Annotated in this window: 21 protein-coding genes; 8 read left to right on the top strand and 13 right to left on the bottom strand. The window is 65.7% G+C overall.

The genetic code is table 11. The features are described from left to right. Positions 1-29 precede the first annotated feature (29 nt). The 7 genes from MKK62_RS19955 to MKK62_RS19925 all read left to right on the top strand — a co-directional run bounded on the left by MKK62_RS19955 (position 30) and on the right by MKK62_RS19925 (position 5,590). Positions 30-1,247 (top strand): class I SAM-dependent methyltransferase, encoded by a 1,218-nt coding sequence (locus MKK62_RS19955; RefSeq protein WP_240258209.1) that lies wholly within the window; start codon positions 30-32, stop codon positions 1,245-1,247. A gap of 80 nt (positions 1,248-1,327) precedes the next feature. Then, positions 1,328-1,828, top strand: coding sequence for a hypothetical protein (locus MKK62_RS19950; RefSeq protein ID WP_240258210.1), 501 nt, complete (start codon positions 1,328-1,330; stop codon positions 1,826-1,828). Positions 1,829-2,001: 173 nt separating this feature from the next. Further along, positions 2,002-2,613, top strand: coding sequence for a DUF4178 domain-containing protein (locus tag MKK62_RS19945; RefSeq protein WP_240258211.1), 612 nt, complete (start codon positions 2,002-2,004; stop codon positions 2,611-2,613). Between the two features lie 11 nt (positions 2,614-2,624). After that, positions 2,625-3,119, top strand: coding sequence for a DUF2617 family protein (locus MKK62_RS19940; protein ID WP_240258212.1), 495 nt, complete (start codon positions 2,625-2,627; stop codon positions 3,117-3,119). Next, positions 3,116-3,547 carry a DUF4247 domain-containing protein gene (locus MKK62_RS19935; RefSeq protein WP_240258213.1) on the top strand — a complete coding sequence of 144 codons (432 nt, stop codon included), beginning with the start codon at positions 3,116-3,118 and terminating at the stop codon, positions 3,545-3,547. Before MKK62_RS19940 ends, MKK62_RS19935 begins: the two co-directional genes overlap by 4 nt. 22 nt (positions 3,548-3,569) lie before the next feature. Continuing rightward, entirely contained in the window at positions 3,570-4,025 is a 456-nt protein-coding gene (locus MKK62_RS19930; RefSeq protein WP_240258214.1) for a DUF350 domain-containing protein, read from the top strand. Continuing rightward, a complete protein-coding gene (locus MKK62_RS19925; RefSeq protein WP_240258215.1) occupies positions 4,022-5,590 on the top strand; it encodes a polyamine aminopropyltransferase in 1,569 nt (522 codons plus the stop codon). Before MKK62_RS19930 ends, MKK62_RS19925 begins: the two co-directional genes overlap by 4 nt. Before the next feature lie 25 nt (positions 5,591-5,615). Here the strand turns inward: MKK62_RS19925 and MKK62_RS19920 are convergent, their stop codons facing one another. Together MKK62_RS19920 and MKK62_RS19915 are read right to left on the bottom strand one after the other, a co-directional pair. After that, a complete protein-coding gene (locus MKK62_RS19920; protein ID WP_240258216.1) occupies positions 5,616-6,371 on the bottom strand; it encodes a YebC/PmpR family DNA-binding transcriptional regulator in 756 nt (251 codons plus the stop codon). Positions 6,372-6,457: 86 nt separating this feature from the next. Further along, positions 6,458-7,093: a class I SAM-dependent methyltransferase gene (locus tag MKK62_RS19915; RefSeq protein ID WP_240258217.1), complete on the bottom strand. Its 636-nt coding sequence runs from the start codon at positions 7,091-7,093 to the stop codon at positions 6,458-6,460. Between the two features lie 108 nt (positions 7,094-7,201). On the opposite strand from MKK62_RS19915, the gene MKK62_RS19910 reads away from it, so the two are divergent. Beyond that, positions 7,202-8,020, top strand: coding sequence for an oxygenase MpaB family protein (locus MKK62_RS19910; RefSeq protein ID WP_240264041.1), 819 nt, complete (start codon positions 7,202-7,204; stop codon positions 8,018-8,020). Here MKK62_RS19910 and pdxT read toward each other — a convergent pair. The 11 genes from pdxT to MKK62_RS19855 all read right to left on the bottom strand — a co-directional run bounded on the left by pdxT (position 8,004) and on the right by MKK62_RS19855 (position 18,750). Next, positions 8,004-8,600, bottom strand: coding sequence for a pyridoxal 5'-phosphate synthase glutaminase subunit PdxT (gene pdxT, locus MKK62_RS19905; RefSeq protein ID WP_240258218.1), 597 nt, complete (start codon positions 8,598-8,600; stop codon positions 8,004-8,006). The two genes, MKK62_RS19910 and pdxT, sit on opposite strands and share 17 nt — an antisense overlap. After that, complete coding sequence (gene tesB, locus MKK62_RS19900) at positions 8,597-9,442, bottom strand: acyl-CoA thioesterase II (protein WP_240258219.1); 846 nt, start codon at positions 9,440-9,442, stop codon at positions 8,597-8,599. Before tesB ends, pdxT begins: the two co-directional genes overlap by 4 nt. 3 nt (positions 9,443-9,445) lie before the next feature. After that, positions 9,446-10,294, bottom strand: coding sequence for a pyridoxal 5'-phosphate synthase lyase subunit PdxS (gene pdxS, locus MKK62_RS19895; RefSeq protein ID WP_231997235.1), 849 nt, complete (start codon positions 10,292-10,294; stop codon positions 9,446-9,448). Positions 10,295-10,535: 241 nt separating this feature from the next. Continuing rightward, on the bottom strand, positions 10,536-11,420 hold the full coding sequence (locus MKK62_RS19890; RefSeq protein ID WP_240264042.1) for a type IV toxin-antitoxin system AbiEi family antitoxin: 885 nt from the start codon (positions 11,418-11,420) through the stop codon (positions 10,536-10,538). Positions 11,421-11,562: 142 nt separating this feature from the next. Continuing rightward, the gene (locus tag MKK62_RS19885) at positions 11,563-12,609 is read right to left on the bottom strand and encodes an NUDIX hydrolase (RefSeq protein ID WP_240258220.1); all 1,047 of its coding nucleotides are present in this window, start codon (positions 12,607-12,609) and stop codon (positions 11,563-11,565) included. Then, positions 12,609-13,733 carry a glycosyltransferase family 4 protein gene (locus MKK62_RS19880; RefSeq protein ID WP_240258221.1) on the bottom strand — a complete coding sequence of 375 codons (1,125 nt, stop codon included), beginning with the start codon at positions 13,731-13,733 and terminating at the stop codon, positions 12,609-12,611. Before MKK62_RS19880 ends, MKK62_RS19885 begins: the two co-directional genes overlap by 1 nt. Continuing rightward, positions 13,733-14,620 carry a phosphatidylinositol mannoside acyltransferase gene (locus tag MKK62_RS19875; RefSeq protein WP_240258222.1) on the bottom strand — a complete coding sequence of 296 codons (888 nt, stop codon included), beginning with the start codon at positions 14,618-14,620 and terminating at the stop codon, positions 13,733-13,735. Before MKK62_RS19875 ends, MKK62_RS19880 begins: the two co-directional genes overlap by 1 nt. Before the next feature lie 50 nt (positions 14,621-14,670). Next, positions 14,671-15,327, bottom strand: coding sequence for a phosphatidylinositol phosphate synthase (pgsA, locus tag MKK62_RS19870; RefSeq protein ID WP_240258223.1), 657 nt, complete (start codon positions 15,325-15,327; stop codon positions 14,671-14,673). A 48-nt stretch (positions 15,328-15,375) separates the two neighbouring features. Then, complete coding sequence (locus MKK62_RS19865) at positions 15,376-15,945, bottom strand: ATP adenylyltransferase (protein ID WP_240258224.1); 570 nt, start codon at positions 15,943-15,945, stop codon at positions 15,376-15,378. Next, positions 15,938-18,046 carry a threonine--tRNA ligase gene (gene thrS / locus MKK62_RS19860; protein WP_240258225.1) on the bottom strand — a complete coding sequence of 703 codons (2,109 nt, stop codon included), beginning with the start codon at positions 18,044-18,046 and terminating at the stop codon, positions 15,938-15,940. The genes MKK62_RS19865 and thrS overlap by 8 nt, the downstream gene beginning before the upstream one ends. An 80-nt stretch (positions 18,047-18,126) precedes the next feature. Continuing rightward, positions 18,127-18,750 carry a PaaI family thioesterase gene (locus MKK62_RS19855; protein WP_240258226.1) on the bottom strand — a complete coding sequence of 208 codons (624 nt, stop codon included), beginning with the start codon at positions 18,748-18,750 and terminating at the stop codon, positions 18,127-18,129. Positions 18,751-18,768: the final 18 nt, after the last annotated feature.

The raw sequence follows: 18,768 nt of genomic DNA, 5'->3' as shown, positions 1-18,768 counted from the left end.
CGACGTACGCCATCGGAGTCGAAGCTGACATGAGCAACCCCACGTCCGACATCGTTTCGCGCCAGTACGAGCGTTGGCGGTATCCCGAGCCAATCCAAGACCTCGAAGTATGGCTTCGCAGCAACTGGCAATGGTTCGATCCCCGTCACGCGTCCCGAATCTTGTGGCCTGACCGCGAATACAAGCCCGACCTTGACATCCTGATCGCCGGCTGCGGTACCAACCAGGCTGCTGTCTTCGCCTACACCAACCCCGACGCCAAGGTGGTAGCGATCGATGTCAGCCAGCCGTCGCTGGATCATCAGCAGTACCTGAAGGACAAGTACGGTTTGACGAACCTCGACTTGCATCTGCTACCGATCGAGGAATCGCCAACGCTGGGAGCGGATTTCGACCTCATCGTGTCGACCGGCGTACTGCATCACATGGCGGAGCCCGTGGTCGGTATGAAGGCGCTGGCCGCATGCCTGCGGCCCGCTGGGGCGATCGGTGTGATGCTCTACGCCAAGTACGGGCGGGTTGGCGTCGAGATGCTGGAATCGACGTTCCGCGACTTGGGATTGCAGCAAGACGAGGCCTCGCTGCGGGTGGTCAAAGAGACTATTGCGCTGCTGCCGGCCGACCACCCCGCTCGCGGCTACCTGAAGATGTCGGGCGACGCGCAATTCGACGCCGTCCTGGTCGATACGTTCCTGCACGGTCGCGCCCGCAACTACACGGTCGCTGACTGCTTCGACCTGGTCGCCGAGGCCGGTCTTGAATTTCAAGGCTGGCTGCAGAAAGCGCCCTACTACCATCACGACTTGCTGAACTCAGCTCCTGATCTCACCGCGGCGCTCAGCGGAAAACCCGGGCCCAAGATCTGGTCGACGATGGAACGTATCCAAAGCTCCAACGCCTGCCACTTCTTCATCGCGTGCAGCCCCGATCGCCCGAAAAAGAGTTACGACATTGACTTTTCGACGGTTGAGAGTCTTGAGTACGTCCCGCTGATGCGTATGCGGTGTGGGTTGTCCGGCGACGATATCTTCCGGCCGAATTGGCGCATGCCCCTTACCGCCGCTCAGCTGCCCTACGTACAGAACATCGACGGGCACCGCACCATCCGCGAGATCGCCGCAGCTGTTGCACAGCGGCAAGGATCGGGACGCGCGCGGACAATCGAGTTCGAGAAGTTCGCGCGGAGGCTGTTTCAGGCGTTGTGGCGTCTTGACTTTCTTGCGATGGCCCTTCCACCCGCTGGGTAGCGGCGAAGCGAAATCAGTTGTGAGCGAGATGTGTTCGTCAATGCGCCTCGGGTAACAGCGGTGGCGGATATCCTCGGCGAATGCCTGACACTCCTGAGTCCGCGGAGAACAATTCCGTCGCCAGTAAGCCACAGTGGCCGCTGTTCGCCACGCTGGTGATTTCGTTGGTTGCCCTAGTTCTCGCCGGGCTTGCCTACTTTCGTCCGACACACACCGACGCTGTCGGTACCAAGCAGCAAGGTGGCGACGCAAAAGCCAACGTGTGCAAGGCCTACGCCGCCACTCACGGCGCCGTCGTACTCAACACGCATCTGCAAAGCCCGCCGAACGACCCGACGGCCGACCTCGCGGTGGCCACGAGCGCTCGGTTGGCCCTGCTCGGCGGTGGCGCTTACCTGAAGGACCGGCTCGATGCCAACGCCGCCGCGCCGAGCGATGTCGCCAACGCGATCAACTCGGTGGCCGACACGATCGAACAGCTTGGCCTCAACTACCTGAATCGGTCGGCCGCCGAAGCGCAGGAGTCGTTGCGGCGCGACCTTGATTCGCAACTCGGCGCAGCCGACAAACTCTGCGCCTGACGACCCGCCCGCGCTTCAGCGCGAAGCGGCAGACGAATGCCCGCGCACATGCGTAATGTGATTCGCGGTGGAGCCCGCGTCCTCGATCAAGATCGCGGTAGTCCGCCCTGACCCGGCAGAACTTGTTACCTTGAACCGCATCGTCCGCGGTCCCGCGTACAGAAAGGTTGCGCATGGGGTCAGTGCTGCTCGTGCTTGCCGCCGTCCTTTTCGTCGCAGCGATCGCCGTCTTCGTCGTTGCCCTGCGCCGTCCTAAGACGCCACGCGGCGGCGGCCGCCAAGACCCGCTTGCCTTCGCCTCAGCCGCACCGCAATTCGGACCCCGCCAGCTTGGTCCCGGAGCAATAGTCAGCCACGGCGGCGTCGACTACGTGGTGCGCGGTTCGGTCACCTATCGCGAAGGCCCCTTCGTTTGGTGGGAACATCTCCTGGAAGGCGGTGCCGAACCCGTCTGGTTCAGCGTCGAGGACGACGATGGGCGACTCAAACTGGCGATGTGGACCGCCCGCAAGGACTTACAACTGCAGCCGGGCGGCCAGCACGTCATCGACGGAGTGACCTACCACGAGTCAGAGCGGGGGCACGCCGGCTACACCACCGAAGGCACGACCGGCCTGCCCGCCGGCGGCGAGATGGACTTCGTCGACTACGCCAACGCCGACGAGACCGCTCTGTTGTCTTTCGAGCGCTGGGCGCCGGACATGCCGTGGGAGGTATCGACCGGCAAGGCCGTGGTGACCGGCGAACTCACTGTGTACCCGGCCCCACCGCCGGTTTCCGAGTAGGGGTTACCTCGGTGCCCCTCCATCACTTGTCGGTCACGCCTGTCGACGTTCGCGGTTCGGAGCTGGGGCTGGCCCTCAACACACCGCCTCCGCTCCCTCTGGCGGCATGCCGCCTCGATCACCCACATGGCGGGTCACTGGTCCTGGGTGTGTTGGGCGCATCCCACGTCATCACCGTTAACCAGCCGAATACCGTTTTCATTGAACAAGTTTCGTGTGATCTCGCGGGAAAGCTGCCTGAATCCAGTCAGGCGGCCGGCTATCACATCCAGTCCCGGATCGACCAGTGCGACGAGTCCGCGTTCCGACAGCTCGCGGAGAGATTGCGTGCACGCTGCACCGCAGAGAGCGGTTGGCTCGGCGGCACATTCCCCGGTGACGACGCGGCCCTTACCGCATTGGCCGCCGAGCCGGACGGCAGCGGATGGCGTTGGCAGACCTGGCACCTGTACCCCGCCGCAGCCGGCGGAACGGTCGTCTACACCAGCAGCCGGTGGCACCCATGAGCCGCAACGCGTTGTTCGTGTTGGCCTTCGGGCTGGCCACCTCGGCCTGCTTGAGCCTCATCTTCGGAATAACTCTGCAGCACAAAGATATTCGGTCATACATTGCCTCCCGTTATCACGAGTACTCCCGCGATGCAGGCGGCACACGGTACCTGTGCACCGGATCACCCGCACAGACCGCGAACTCGCTGGTCGGCTACCAGAGTCCGGCGGCTCGGGCGTCCAATGGCGGCACCGAATACCTGCGGTACAACGACGCCATCGTGTCAGTCGGCGCCGAGGGCACGCACCCCTGCAGTATCCGCGTCGAGGATCTGGCCGCCGGCTACAGCCACGGCGCATTCATATTTCTCGGACCCGGCTTCTACCCGGGATCCCCGTCGGGCGGATCGGGCGGCAGCACGGGCGGCCCGGGCGGAACCAAATGACCTGCAGCAGAAGGAGAAAATCATGTATCTAGCCGTTGAATTGGGCTCCATCGACCTCAATCCGGTCTTGCAGGGGGCGCTGGCGACCATTTCGTACTTCCTGGTCGGCACCGCCGTACTCATCCTCGGCTTCATCGTTGTCGACGTTTTGACGCCCGGAAAACTGCGGCAATTGGTGTTCGTCGATCGTCGACCCAACGCGGTGATCCTCGCCTGCGCCAACTACATTGCGGTGGCGGCCGTCGTCATCTGCGCCATCACCAGCAGCTACCGCCAACTCGGTCAGGGACTCGTCGGTGTCGCCGTATACGGGCTCATCGGGGTCATACTGCAAGGTGTCGCCATCTTGGCCATGCACGTCGTGATACCTGGCGAGTTCCACGAACACGTCGACGAGCCTGAGTTGCATCCGGCCGCGTTCGCCACGGCCGTGATGTTGTTGGCCGTCGGAGGAGTCACCGCCGCCGCGCTGTCATGACAGCCGCTGAGCCGCAACATGATTCGACGATCGACAAGACCGTCACCAGCACGCGATGGCGTGCCGTGCTGCTGGCCGCGGTGGCCGCTTGTGCGGCCTGCGGCATCATCTACGAGTTGGCGCTGCTGACCCTCTCGACGAGCTTGAACGGCGGCGGCATCGTCGCCACCTCGCTGATCGTGGCCGGCTATATCGCCGCGCTGGGCGCGGGCGCACTATTGGTCAAGCCGCTACTGCACAGCGCGGCAATCGCTTTCGTTGCGGTCGAAGCACTGCTGGGCGTCGTCGGCGGCTTGTCAGCCGCCGGCCTGTATGTGATGTTCTCTTTCTTCGGCGGCTCACTGCTCATGCTGGCGCTGGGTACCGCGCTGATCGGCGCGCTGGTCGGCGCCGAGGTTCCGCTGTTGATGACCCTCCTGCAACAGGGCCGCACCGCTGAGCCCACTGAGACCGGCCGCACGCTCGCCAACCTCAACGCCGCCGACTATTCCGGCGCCTTGATCGGCGGACTGGTATGGCCGTTCCTGCTGTTGCCACACTTAGGCATGATCCGCGGGGCCGCGGCAACCGGGATCATCAATCTGTGTGCCGCGGCCGTGGTTTCGGTCTACCTACTGCGGCGCGTCGTGACACTGCGGCAGCTGATCACCGCGCTGGCCTCACTGGGCCTGGCGCTGGCCTTGCTCGCCACGTTGCTGGTGCGGGCCAAGGACATCGAAACCACCAGCCGGCAGCGGCTTTACGCCGACCCGATCATCGCGTTCCGGCAGTCCGCCTACCAGGAGATCGTGGTCACCCGCCGCGGAAACGACATGCGGCTCTATCTCGACGGCGGTTTACAGTTCTCCACCCGCGACGAGTATCGGTATACCGAAAGTCTGGTCTACCCCGCTCTCGGCGCCGGGGCGCGCTCGGTGCTCGTGCTGGGTGGCGGTGACGGGCTGGCGGCGCGCGAACTGCTGCGCGTACCCGGGGTCGACAACATCGTGCAGGTCGAGCTCGACCCTGCTGTCGTCGAAATGGCCCGCACCACAATGCGTTCGGCCAACGAAGGATCGCTCGACAATCCGCGTGTGCACATCGCGACCGGCGATGCGATGACCTGGCTGCGCGCCGCCAGGACACCCAGCTTCGACGCCGTCATCGTCGATCTGCCCGATCCCGATACGCCCGTACTGGGTCGGCTGTATTCCACGGAGTTCTACGCGCTGGTATCGCGTGTGCTCACGCCCGGCGGATTGATGGTGGTGCAGTCCGGCAGCCCCTACTCGACTCGCACAGCTTACTGGCGAACGGTTTCCACGATCGCGGCCGCCGGTTACGCCATCACGCCGTATCACGTGTACGTTCCGACGTTCGGGGACTGGGGCTTTGCGCTGGCACGTCGGGGTGAGCAGGCCCCGCAGCCGACCGTGCCGCACAACGCGCCGCCGCTGCGATACCTCAATCAGTCGACGCTCGACGCGGCGACTGTCTTCGCTCCCGATGTGCGGCGGCAAAACCTCGAGCCGTCGACGCTGGAGCACCCGCGCATCGTGGAGGACATGCGCCACGGCTACGACTAGCTGGCGATCCGGGCGCAAAGACTCACTAGTCCGCGTCGAGCGCGGCCAAAACCTCGTCGGACAAGTCGACGTTGGTCCACACGTTCTGCACGTCGTCGCTGTCTTCCAGGGCGTCAACCAGTTTGAACACCTTGCGCGCGCCCTCGACGTCCACCGGCACGCTGACCGAGGGCTGAAAGCTGGCCTCAGCGGAGTCATAATCGATGCCGGCGCCCTGCAGAGCACTGCGCACCGCGACCAGATCGGTTGGCTCGGAGACGATTTCGAAACTGTCCCCCAGGTCGCTGACATCCTCCGCACCCGCGTCCAGCACCGCAGCGAGAACATCGTCCTCAGTCAGACCGTTTTTCTCCAGTGTCACGACGCCCTTGCGGGAGAAGAGGTAGGACACCGATCCAGGGTCGGCCATGTTTCCGCCGTTGCGGGTCATCGCCACCCGCACCTCGCCGGCGGCACGGTTGCGGTTGTCGGTCAGACATTCGATGAGTACCGCGACGCCGTTGGGCCCGTAGCCCTCGTACATGATGGTCTGGTAGTCGGCGCCGCCGGCTTCTTCGCCTGCTCCGCGCTTGCGGGCCCGTTCGATGTTGTCGTTGGGCACCGAGGTCTTCTTGGCTTTTTGGATTGCGTCGTAGAGCGTCGGGTTGCCAGCGGGATCGCCACCGCCGGTGCGCGCGGCGACCTCGATGTTCTTGATCAGCCGGGCGAATTCCTTACCGCGGCGCGCGTCCTTGACGGCCTTTTGATGCTTGGTGGTGGCCCACTTGGAATGGCCGCTCATCGGCTATTACCTCTTCTGTCGCTCACAATTCGCTTGCCGAGTCTACGTGGCCGTGCGATGAGGACGTCGCCGCCCGATTTATCCCCTCACGCGGGTGTAATCCATCGCCACTGCATCGACCCCCAGGACTCGGCGTCGGGCAGCACATCGCTCACCGCATGCACGACGCCCGGCCACCAGTCAGGCTGGTAATCGTCACCGGACAGCCAACCGCCGGGCCTGACCTTGGGCGCCCAGGCGTTGATGTCGGCGACGACACTGTCGTAATCGTGCCGGGCGTCGATGTGTACCCATGCGAATGATTCATCGGCGAACAATGCCGCAGCGGCCACCGAATCACTGATCACCAGCTGGATCCTGTCGTCGAGCCCGCAGCCGATGATGTTGCGGTGCAGCAGGCCCGCGAAGGTACCGCCGCCGTGCTCGACCGCCGGTCCGTGCGCGTTGATGTCCGCGGCGCCTTCGCTTCCGCTCCCCCGCGCGGTATCGACACCGATGATCCGGTTGCTCAATCCCGCATCGCGCACCGCCTCGCCCAGCGAGCAAATGCTGCGACCCAGATAGCACCCCACTTCCCCGAACCAGCTGCCGTCAGGGAAATGCGCCACCGCCTCCTCCTGGTGGCGGCGCCATTGGAACCAGCCCGGGATGTCGCGCCAACTCTCGACGGGCTTGTCGAACTTACTGGTCGCTGCGTCGCCGTACGGAGGATTCACCTGCACTTTTTTCACCGCGGCAGCCGACTTCAAACACTCCATTAACGTGGAAGCGTGACGACGCAAAGCCCGCTGCGAGCCGTACGCGACGCGCTGGGCAGCAGCCTGTTCGAGATGGTCGCCGGCCCCGAAGGTCCCGCGGAGCGCGAGCGCATCCACCACACCCCGGGGCCGCGGTGGTTTGCCGATGATCGTCCGATCCGCCGGGTACACGGCGACGCGTCGATGTTCGTCGGTGGCTTGCGAGCGCTGCTGCTGCAGTCGCTGCATCCGCTGGCGATGGCCGGCGTGGCCGAGCACTCCAACTACCGCGAAGACCCCTGGGGCAGGCTGCAGCGCACCAGCACGTTTCTGGCCGAGACGACTTTCGGGTCCGCCGTGGACGCCCAGCGCGCCGTCGATCGCGTCCGTGGCATCCATCGGCGGGTGCACGGCGTCGCCGCCGACGGCCGGGCCTACACAGCCACCGATCCGCACCTGCTGGAGTGGGTGCACATCGCCGAGACCGACAGTTTCCTTCGGGCCCATCAGATGTATGGCGCGGCCCCGCTGGATCGGGCTGGGCGCGACGGCTACATCGCCGACATGGCCGAGATCGCGGCGCGGTTGGGTGTGGCCGATCCGCCGCGGTCGGAAAAGCAACTCGCTCAACGCATCAGCGAATTTCGACCGGAATTGCACAGCACCTCGGCGGCGCGAGACGCCGCCCGCTTCCTGCTGTTGACGCCGCCGCTCCCGCTGGCCGCGCGAGCTCCATACGGCGTGCTGTCGGCGACCGCGGTGTCGATGTTGCCGTTGTGGGCGCGCATACCGTTGCGGCTGCCGTACTTCCCTCCCGTCGAACTCACAGTCGTGCGCAGCGTCGGCCGTGTCCTGGTCGGCGGGATCCGGTGGGTGCTGCCGGCGCCCGCGGCGGTCAACGCCGGCCGTTGACGATCTCGACGAACAACTGGTGGATGCGCCGGTCGCCGGTGACTTCGGGGTGAAAAGCCGTCGCCAACACCGCACCCTGCCGCACCGCAACCGGATGGTCCGCGGCCCGGGCCAATACCTGCACACCCGCCCCGACCCGCTCGACCCAGGGCGCACGAATGAAGACCGCGTGCACCGGGTCGTCGAGGCCCTCGAACGCGATGTCGCCTTCGAACGAGTCGACCTGTCGCCCGAAGGCGTTGCGCCGCACGGTGATGTCGACCGCAGACAACGGCAATGCTTCCCGACCCGCCGTGCCGGCATCGCGAATTTCGCTGGCCAGCATGATCATTCCCGCACACGCCCCGTAGGCCGGCATGCCGGCGGCCAACCTCTGGCGCAGCGGCTCTAATAGCTCCAGCTCGCGCAGCAGGTGAGTCATCGTGGTGGATTCCCCGCCGGGAATGACCAACCCGTCGACCGCCTCGAGTTCGTCGCGGCGTCGCACGCTGACCGGATCGGCCCCGCAGTCGCGTAGCGCCGCGAGGTGCTCGCGGACATCGCCCTGCAAGGCCAGGACGCCGATTCGTGCGTCGCTCACCGGCGGGACGGCAGGTGATCGCGACCGAACCGAGTCAGCCCCTCCTGGACGACGGCCGCAACCATCTCGCCGTACTGGTTGAAGATCTTGCCCTGGCACAGCGCACGGCCACCGGTCGCCGACGGCGAGGACTGGTCATAGAGCAGCCACTCGTCGGCGCGGAACACTCGCATGAACCACATGGCGTGATCCAGCGAGGCCACCTGAAGGTGATCACGCTCGTCGAGGTGGGTGACCTGCCCCGAGCCGAGCAAGGTGAGGTCGCTCATATACGCCAGCGCGCAGATGTGTAGCACCGGATCGTCCGGCAGCGGGTCGCGATGCCTGAACCAAACTTGTTGCTGGGCCGCCTTTCCCGGCAGTTTGTGGATTAGATCCCGCGGGACGATGCGGATGTCCCATTCCTGGAACTGCTTGAACCCCTCGTCGTCGAAGACCTTCATCGACTTGAGTCCGGGCAGGTCGTCTGGTGGTGGCGCCGACGGCATCACGTCCTGGTGGTGGATACCTTCCTGGTCGGTCTGAAAAGACGCCGACATCGAGAAGATGGTCTGACCGTGCTGGATCGCGTTGACCCGTCGCGTGCAGAACGACCCGCCGTCGCGCAGCCGCTCGACGATGAAAATCGTGGGCGCCGAGGAGTCCCCGGGCCGGATGAAGTACCCGTGCAGTGAGTGCACCAGGAACTGCGGCTCGACCGTGCGCACCGCGGACACCAGCGATTGGCCGGCCACCTGACCACCGAAGGTGCGCTGGAAATTTCCCTGTTCGGGGCTGAAGACGCTGCCCCGGTAGATGTTGACCTCGAGCTGCTCGAGGTCAAGGATCTTTTCGATCGACAATGTCTACCAGCCGCGTTGAGCCAGGCGATGCGGTTCCGGCACCTGCTCGACGTTGATGCCGACCATGGCCTCGCCCAGGCCCCGCGAGACCTTGGCCAGCACGTCCGGGTCGTCGTAGAACGTGGTGGCCTTTACGATCGCCGCCGCGCGCTGCGCCGGATCCCCGGACTTGAAGATGCCCGAGCCGACGAAGACCCCCTCGGCGCCGAGTTGCATCATCATCGCGGCGTCGGCCGGAGTCGCAATACCCCCAGCGGTGAACAGCGTGACCGGCAGCTTGCCCGCGCGGGCGACTTCCACGACGAGGTCATAAGGCGCCTGCAGTTCCTTTGCCGCAACGAACAATTCGTCCTCGGACAGCGAGCCGAGCCGACGAATCTCGCCCCCGATGGCACGCATGTGCGTCGTGGCGTTGGACACATCGCCAGTGCCGGCCTCGCCTTTGGAACGAATCATCGCCGCGCCTTCGTTGATGCGCCGCAGCGCCTCACCGAGATTGGTGGCCCCGCAGACGAACGGCACGGTGAATTTCCACTTGTCGATGTGGTGGGTGTAGTCGGCCGGTGTCAGCACCTCGGACTCGTCGACGTAGTCGACGCCGAGGCTCTGCAGGATCTGCGCTTCGACGAAGTGCCCGATGCGCGCCTTGGCCATCACCGGGATGGTGACCGCGGAGATTATGCCCTCGATCATGTCGGGGTCGCTCATTCGCGACACCCCGCCTTGGGCGCGGATGTCGGCGGGGACCCGCTCCAGCGCCATCACCGCTACGGCGCCGGCACCTTCGGCGATTCGGGCCTGCTCGGGTGTGACGACATCCATGATGACGCCGCCCTTGAGCATCTCGGCCATGCCGCGCTTGACTCGGGAGGTCCCGATCCGCGCGCTGCCATGTGCGCCGTTCGGCTGGGCGCTGTCCACGGTTAATCTCCTTCGACTGGTATCACCCAATTCTAGGGGTGGACTCCAAATCGGATTTTTCACCGCCTATCAGGGCGTCAGCACTGGCTGTGAGGACCGTCTCAATCGCGAGCAGACGCAGAATCGCATCTGGACCGCGGTCGCCGGGCGAGTCTGCGTCTGCTCGTCGACGTCAACTAGCGATCGCGCGGTGATTCAAGTGGCTGGCGATGCGTTCGGCGAGTCGACCCGGATTATGCCGCACGTCGTACACCACGATCGGGATGAGCGTCCAGCCCAGCTCCTGGATTTGGGCCGACCGGACTTTGTCCCTGAGCATCTCGTCGCGACCTGCATGCCACGCCACGCTTTCGTACTCCGCCGCGACGCGAACATCCGGCCAAGCAAAGTCGACGCGCCACCTTTCCCCGCTGCGGCCACGAATCTCGTGCTGAAGGACTGGCAGCGGAAGGCCGTGATCGATCATCACCAGCCGCGACTCGCTTTCCATCGGCGATTCTGCCCTGCCGTCAGCGTAGGCAAGCAGTTCACGCACGGCGACGATGCCCCGTCGACCCCGCTGTTCGCGAATCGCTTCCTCGAGACTGCCCAAGTCGCATCTTCCGGAGCGCAGTGCAGCGTCGAGGGTTGCCAAAGCCCTCGGCCGGGCACGTTCTCGCGCGATCTCCACCGCGGTCCACGCGGCCGCCGTCGCGACACGACCCGCCACCCTCTGCAAAGGTGCTCCGCTTCGCTGATGAACGGTCAGACCGGTGGTCGACCGCGTCCGTACACCGGGATCAAGCACGTGAATCGCAGACGTGTTCTCGATGTCGAACCCGTACAACGCCGCCGCCGTCGCCATGCACACAACAGCGTGCCGTCCCATGAAGAGATCAAGAGCAGCCAAGCGCCCCAACAGGTTTGGCTCTCTCGCTGCGTAGACGCCGTACCAGACACGAACAATACCGCCGCGGCGGACCTGAACGTCGAGTTGCTGACGAGTCATGACGTTCAACAGTTGCGCGGTCGTGGCAAACCCACCGCCTGCTTCAAGTACCGCTCGGGCGTCTGGCAACACCTGCGAAAGCATGTGGCCGGAACTCACCAACAAGCCAGCCGACAGCGGACCCGGTTGGGGATAACACCGCCCAGCAGACGCATAATCGCGCTGGGAAGGCATCCGGGGCGCGATTATGCGTCTGCTCGCGAAGTGAGCCTCAGCGGATGGACTGCAACTGGCGGGGGCGGCCGGGAGCGCTGGCCAGGGCGGCGGCCTCGTGGAGGAGCTCGGGAAGCTGAATCGGGTACACCGTCTCTCCAGAGCCAGCCAGCTGGGCGATGTCGGCAGGTGTACACCATCGGTGGCCATGGATGTAGCGGGTCTCGAGTTCGGTGCGGCCTTCGGTGGAGGGCTCGAAACGGGTGGTGCGGTAGACGAAGAAGAACTCTTCGCTGTCGATCTCGGCGCCGTTGAAGTCGAACACCGCGTCGCGACGCCAGATCGGCCCGATCAGGTCGGTGGGGTCGACTCGTAGTCCGGTCTCCTCGGCCAGTTCGCGAGCGGCCGCCTGGCCGAGCGATTCGCCGTCGCCGACCTGGCCGCCCACCGTGAACCACCACCGCGGTGCGTGGCCTTCGGGGTGGCTGGCGGCGGGGTCGGACCCGCACAGCAGCAGCACCGCGCCGGCCTCGTCGAGCAGCACCACCCGCGCCGACGTGCGTCGGTCGGCGGGGTGATCGACGTGGCGTAGCGCGTGCGATCGCTCGGCGATCTCGAAGTATGTGGGCAGCTGCGCTGTTCCGGCCAGCCGAAACAGCCGGACGAGACGCCGTTCGCGCAGGGCCAGCGTGTCGCGGACCGCGTCGTTGTGAAACCGCCGGGCCAGCACCACCCTGGCTTCGGCGTCAGCCAACTCGGCGATCACCCCGGCGGGCACCGAAGCAGGGTCGACCATCGCCAGCGCGGCCGCCAACTTGTTCTCGCAGCTTTCGCGGGCTGGCCGGGCAGCGCTCTCGGCGGCGTCAGCGCGGGCCACCAGTTCCTTGGCCTCGGTGTCGGACGGTCCACCGAGCGCATTGGCCGCGACCGTTCGGGCCACCACCGCCCGTCGGGCCAGGGCCGCGTCGAGCGCCTGCCAGGACAGGTCGTAGCGCACGTGCAATCGGTCCAGTCGATTGGCCATCTGGTACGCCCAGACACCGAACCCGGCCAGCACCAGAACCACCAGAGCCAAGGCGGCGACCAGGGCGATCGTCCCCCACATCAGCTCGCCGCCTCGACCTTGGTGCCGCTGACGGCGACGGTCTCGTAGACCCGCATGATCTGGCTTGCCACGACGGGCCAGTCGTAGCGGCGGACCGCCTCTGCCCCCGCATCGGCGTACCGCTGCGCCAACGACTCGTCGTCGAGCACTGCGATCAGGCCGTCGGCTAGTGCCGCGCTGTCACCGACAGCGACCAGCCGTCCCGCCTCGCCGTCCCGCAGCACCTGCCGGAAGGCGTGCAGGTCGCTGGCCACCACCGGAGTGCGGGCGGCCATCGCTTCGACGAGCACGATCCCGAAGCTCTCTCCGCCGAGATGCGGCGCGCAGTAGACGTCGGCGCTGCGCATTGCGGACGCTTTGAGGGCATCGTCGACCAGACCGAGGAAGCAGAGATGGCCGGCCAGTTCACCGACCTTGTCGCGCAACTCTTCTTCGTTGCCCCTGCCGACGATCAGCACTTGCAGCCCGGGAAATCGCTCGACGAGACGAGGCAATGCGTCGATCAGCACAGCCATGCCCTTGCGGGGTTCGTCGTAGCGGCCCAGGAACAACACGGTCTTCTCCGGGCGCGGATACCCGTCAAGCAACGGCGCCGAGGCCATCGCCTGGACGTCGACGCCGTTGGGAATCTCGACCGCGTCGGACCCCAGTGCCTCCATCTGCCACCGCCGGGCCAGATCGGACACCGCGATGCGACCGATGATCTTCTCGTGCATGGGTTGTAGCAGCCCGCCGAACACCGACAGCATCCGCGACTTGGTGGTCGATGTGTGGAAGGTGGCCACGATGGGGCCTTCGGCGATCCGCAACGCCCACATCGACACGCTCGGCGCGTTCGGCTCATGCAGGTGCAGGACGTCGAACTCGCCGTCAGCCAGCCAACGACGGATCTTGCCGCTGACCGCGGGGCTGATCTGCAGCCGGGCCACCGACCCGTTGTAGGGAATCGGGACGGCCCGGCCGGCCGACACCACGTAGTCGGGCAACGCCACGTGGGGTGACGACGGTGCCAGCACGCTGACGTCCTGCCCGCGAGCGCGCAGCACCTCGGCGAGTTGCAGGACATGCGACTGGACACCGCCCGGCACGTCGAACGAGTACGGACACACCATCCCGATCCGCATCAGCTTTCCGCCAACCGGGCGCGGTGCTTTTCGGACAGATCAGACAGCCATTGCGGCTGCAGCATGTGCCAGTCGGCGGGATGCTCGGCGATGTTACGGGCGAACACGTCGGCCAGCGACTGCGTGACGACACCGACGTCCCCGCTGGAGCAATCCAGCTTCGGGTAGATGTCGACCTGGCAGTCGTCGCCGTTGTACCAGCAGTGCACGGGCAGGAGGACCGCGCCAGTGGTGATGGCCAACTTCGCGGAGCCGGCCGGCATTCGGGTGGGCTCGCCGAAGAAGTCGACCTGAACGCCGGTGCGGCTCAGGTCCCGTTCGGCCATCAGACACACCACGTTGTTGCCCGCGAGTCGTTCGCTCAGCAGCGGAAACGGCGGCTGTTGCCCGCCCGACAGCGGAATCACCTCGAAGCCAAGGCTTTCCCGGTAATCGATGAACCGCCTATACAGCGATTCGGGTTTGAGCCGTTCGGCAACCGTCGTGAACTTGCCGTAGGCCTGGGTCAGCCACACGCCGGCCATGTCCCAGTTGCCGCTGTGCGGCAACGCCATCACCACGCCCCGGCCGGCGGCGAGCGCCGCGTCGAGATGCTCCTGCCCGGTGGTGGTTTCGGTCATCCGAAGCCCGACGGCCCGGTGATCCATGGTCGGCAATCGGAAGGCCTCGCGCCAGTAACGGGCGTAGGACGCCAACGAGGCCCGCATCAAACTGGCGGGTACGTCTTGCGGTGTGACACCGATGACGCGAGCGAGGTTCTTGCGCAACTGGTCGGGGCCCCCGCCGCGGGATGCATACAGCGCTCCGGCGCCGAAGAGGTTGCGGGCGGCGAACTCTGGCATCGTGCGCACGGTCAACCAGCCCGCGGCATAGCCCCAGTCGGTCATTCGACTGCCGAGCGAAAGACCTTTGCTGCCAGGCAGTCTCAGACCGTCGATCACGGCTGATTTTCCCCCGGCTCGTTCGGCGCCGCCAGCGGAGTGCCGGCGCCGGTCGAATGCCGCACGGTATGCAACCGTTGAGCGCAAGTCACCATGCTCGCGGCGGCCAGCAACCACATGGCGATCGGCAACGCCCAATGCAATGGATATATCGGCAGGCCTGACAGACCCGCGCCGACCAGCACGATGATCAGCCGTTCCGGCCGCTCGATGAAGCCACCGTCGCCGCGCAGCCCGCTGGCTTCGGCGCGGGCCTTGATGTAGGAGATCACCTGGGAAGTCACCAGGCAGATCAGCGTCGCCACGACCAGCGAACGGTCGTTGAGACCGAACGCCGCCCACCACGCCAGGCCGCAGAACACCGCTCCGTCGCTGATCCGGTCGCAGGTGGCATCCAGCACCGCGCCAAACCTGCTGCCGCCCCCGCTTTCTCGTGCCATCGCACCGTCGACGAGGTCGAACATCACGAAAAACCAGATGACCAATGTGCCGGCGAAGAGCTTGCCGATCGGGAACAAGGTCAGCGACGCCAGCACCGCGGCGGCGGTGGCAATGATGGTCACTCCGTCCGCGGTGAAGCCCGCGCGCAGGAGTGCGCGCGCGACCGGACCGGTGACCCGTGCGACCCCCTCGCGCGACAACAGCTTACTCAACGGCGCCGCTCCTCCTCATCGCCGCGCTCTGCATCGTCACCGGCGCACTCACGACTGTCGAGCCCACTCCGTCGCCAGCAGCCGTCGGGTATCGCGCAACAGCTGCGGGATCACCTTGGAGTCGCCGATGATCGTGATGAAGTTGGCGTCACCACCCCACCGCGGCACCACGTGCACGTGCAGGTGCTCGGCCAGCGAGCCACCCGCCGAGTGGCCCAGGTTGACCCCGACGTTGAAGCCGTGCGGGCGCGAGACCGTCTTGATCACGCGGATTGCCTTCTGAATGAAGGCCATCAGCTCGCTGCTCTCCGCCTCGGTCAAATCCTCGAGTTCGGAGAGCCGACGGTAGGGCACCACCATCAAGTGGCCGGGGTTGTACGGGTAGAGGTTCAGTACCGCGTAGACCAATTCGCCGCGGGCCACTACCAATCCGTCCTCGTCGGACAGTTGCGGTATGTCGGTGAACGGCTGTTCTTTGGTGCCGTTCTCCTGCTTGAGCGGGCCTTCGGCCAGGTAGCTCATCCGGTACGGCGTCCACAGCCGCTGCAGGTGGTCGGCCTCTCCTGCGCCCCTGTCGACGAGGGCCGTCGGATCCTCGCGCTGGTCGTCTTCAGCCACGGCTACTCACCTTGATGAGATCGGCTGTGGGAACACTATTTTCGCGATCGGCGACCCATTGCTTGATGATCGCCACCGCCTCGTCGCGGGGAACGCCGTTGATCTGAGTGCGATCGCCGAACCGGAAGCTGACCGCGCCGGCTTCGACGTCGCGGTCACCGGCAAGCAACATGAACGGCACACGCTGGTTGGTGTGGTTGACGATCTTCTTGGCCATCCGGTCGTCGCTGGCATCCACCTCGACGCGGATACCGCCGGATTTCAGTTGGGCGGCAACATCTTCCAGGTATTCGACGTGGCCGTCGGCGACGGGAATACCGACCACCTGCACCGGGGCCAGCCAGGCCGGGAAGGCTCCGGCGTAGTGCTCGGTGAGGATGCCGAAGAACCGCTCGATCGATCCGAATAGCGCACGATGGATGAGCACCGGTCGCTGCCGTGAACCATCGGCGGCGGTGTACTCCAAATCGAACCGGTCGGGCATGTTGAAGTCCAGCTGGATCGTCGACATCTGCCAGCTGCGCCCCAGCGCGTCCTTGACCTGGACCGATATCTTCGGACCGTAAAACGCCGCCCCACCCGGGTCGGGAACCAGGTGCAGGCCAGATGCTTCGGCGACCTCACGCAAGACGTCGGTCGCCTCGTCCCACACTTCGTCGGAGCCGACGTACTTTTCCGGATCCTTGGTGGAGAGCTCCAGATAGAAGTCGTTGAGGCCGTAGTCGGCCAACAGATCCAGCACGAATCCCAGCAAAGAGCCCAGCTCGTCGCGCATTTGTTCGCGCGTGCAGTAGATGTGCGCGTCGTCTTGCGTCATGCCCCGCACCCGGGTCAGGCCGTGCACCACACCCGACTTCTCGTACCGGTAGACCGTGCCGAATTCGAAGAGCCGCAACGGAAGTTCCCGATAAGACCGGCCCCGCGACCGATAGATCAGGTGATGCATCGGGCAGTTCATCGGCTTGAGGTAGTAGTCCTGGCCGGGCTTGCGAACCGTCCCGTCTTCGTTGAACTCCGCGTCGATGTGCATCGGCGGGAACATCCCGTCGGCGTACCACTCCAGGTGGCCCGAGGTGATGTAGAGCTGCTCCTTGGTGATGTGCGGGGTGTTGACGAACTGGTACCCCGCCTCGACGTGCTTACGACGCGAATAGTCTTCCAACTCGCTGCGGACGATGCCGCCCCTTGGGTGGAAAACCGCTAGGCCCGAACCGATTTCGTCGGGGAAGCTGAACAGATCGAGCTCGACCCCCAGCTTGCGGTGGTCGCGGCGCTGCGCCTCCTCGAGCAACTCCAGGTGGCGGTCCAGCGCCTCCTGCGACTCCCACGCCGTGCCGTAGATGCGCTGCAGGCTGGCGTTTTTCTGGTCGCCTCGCCAATAGGCCGCGGAGCTGCGGGTCAGCTTGAAGGCGGGAATGTGCTTCGTGGTGGGGATGTGCGGTCCCCGGCAGAGATCGCCCCAAACCCGTTCGCGGGTACGCGGATTCAGGTTGTCGTAGGCGGTGAGCTCGTCGCCGCCGACCTCCATGACGTCGGGATCGCCCGACTTGTCGTCGACCAATTCGAGCTTGTACGGCTCAGCGGCCAGTTCCGCGCGGGCCTGGTCTTTGGACTCATAGACCCGGCGGTCGAACAGTTGGCCCTCTTTGACGATCTGACGCATCCGCTTTTCGAGCTTGTCCAAGTCTTCTGGCGTGAATGGTTCGGCGACGTCGAAGTCGTAGTAGAAGCCGTCGGTGATCGGCGGCCCGATGCCGAGCTTGGCCTGTGGGAACAGGTCCTGCACGGCCTGCGCCAACACGTGGGCGGCCGAGTGCCGGATCACGCTGCGTCCGTCGTCGGTGTCGGCGGCCACCGGGATGACGTCGGCGTCCGCGTCGGGAATCCAGCTCAAGTCGCGCAACCGGCCCTCGGCGTCGCGCACGACCACGATCGCGTCGGGCGCGCCGCGACCCGGCAGTCCGGCTTCGCGCACTGCGGCCGCCGCGGTCGTCCCGGCAGCCACCCGGATCGGGGCTTGCGGCGATCGCGAGCCCGGCCCGGCCGGGCGTTGCGGGTCGCCGCCATCGGGCCCGGGAACAGGGTGTGCGAGGGCGGTCATCGACGCGGTCTCCATGGTTTTCGGGTGTTCAAACGACCCGACCATGCTATCGGGGCCAATGCGGCGCGAGGGTTGCAGCCTTATGGCTGGCCCGGTTTAAGCAGAACGAACAATGCCTCGGCATCAGTGAGCACGGTGTCGCCGTCACTCAACCGGCCCGACACAAAGATTTTGCGACCCTCCACCCGGTCGACCTGTGCGGCGACGTCGAGCTTTTTCTCGATCGGCACGATCTGGCGGTAGTTGATGTGCAGATAAGCGGTGCGCTGGCGTGGCCCGCCGGTCAGCACCGACGACGTCAGTCCCAGCACCGTGTCGAACAGCATCCCGAGGCAACCGCCATGTACAGCACCGTTGCGGCCTAAGTGGAAACGGGCGAACCGCGCCCAGCCCTCGATGCGGCCGTCGTCGGTCCTGCGCGCGCTCATCGGGACCGTCAGGATGTTGCCGCGAACCGGCAGGTCCATCCTTCGGCCCGACGGCGAGTGCCACTCGTCGGTGTCGTAGGGGCTGAGCAGTCCGGACAGTTTGTCCAGCAGGTCGGCGGCCTCGGTGATCACCTCGTCCGGCGCGTCGACCGCCCGGGCGTGATCCTGCAACGCCCGGACGCCCTCGATAAACCTGCCGTAGTCCGGCCCACCCTTGGTGCTGGGGTCGGGCGGGTTGAACCCGCCACCGGGACGCCACGCGTCATGAGCTGCCACCCGAACACCGTATTGCCC

The sequence above is a fragment of the Mycobacterium paraterrae genome (assembly GCF_022430545.2).
Taxonomy (GTDB): Bacteria; Actinomycetota; Actinomycetes; order Mycobacteriales; family Mycobacteriaceae; genus Mycobacterium; species Mycobacterium paraterrae.
This window is presented reverse-complemented; position numbering and strand designations above follow the sequence as displayed.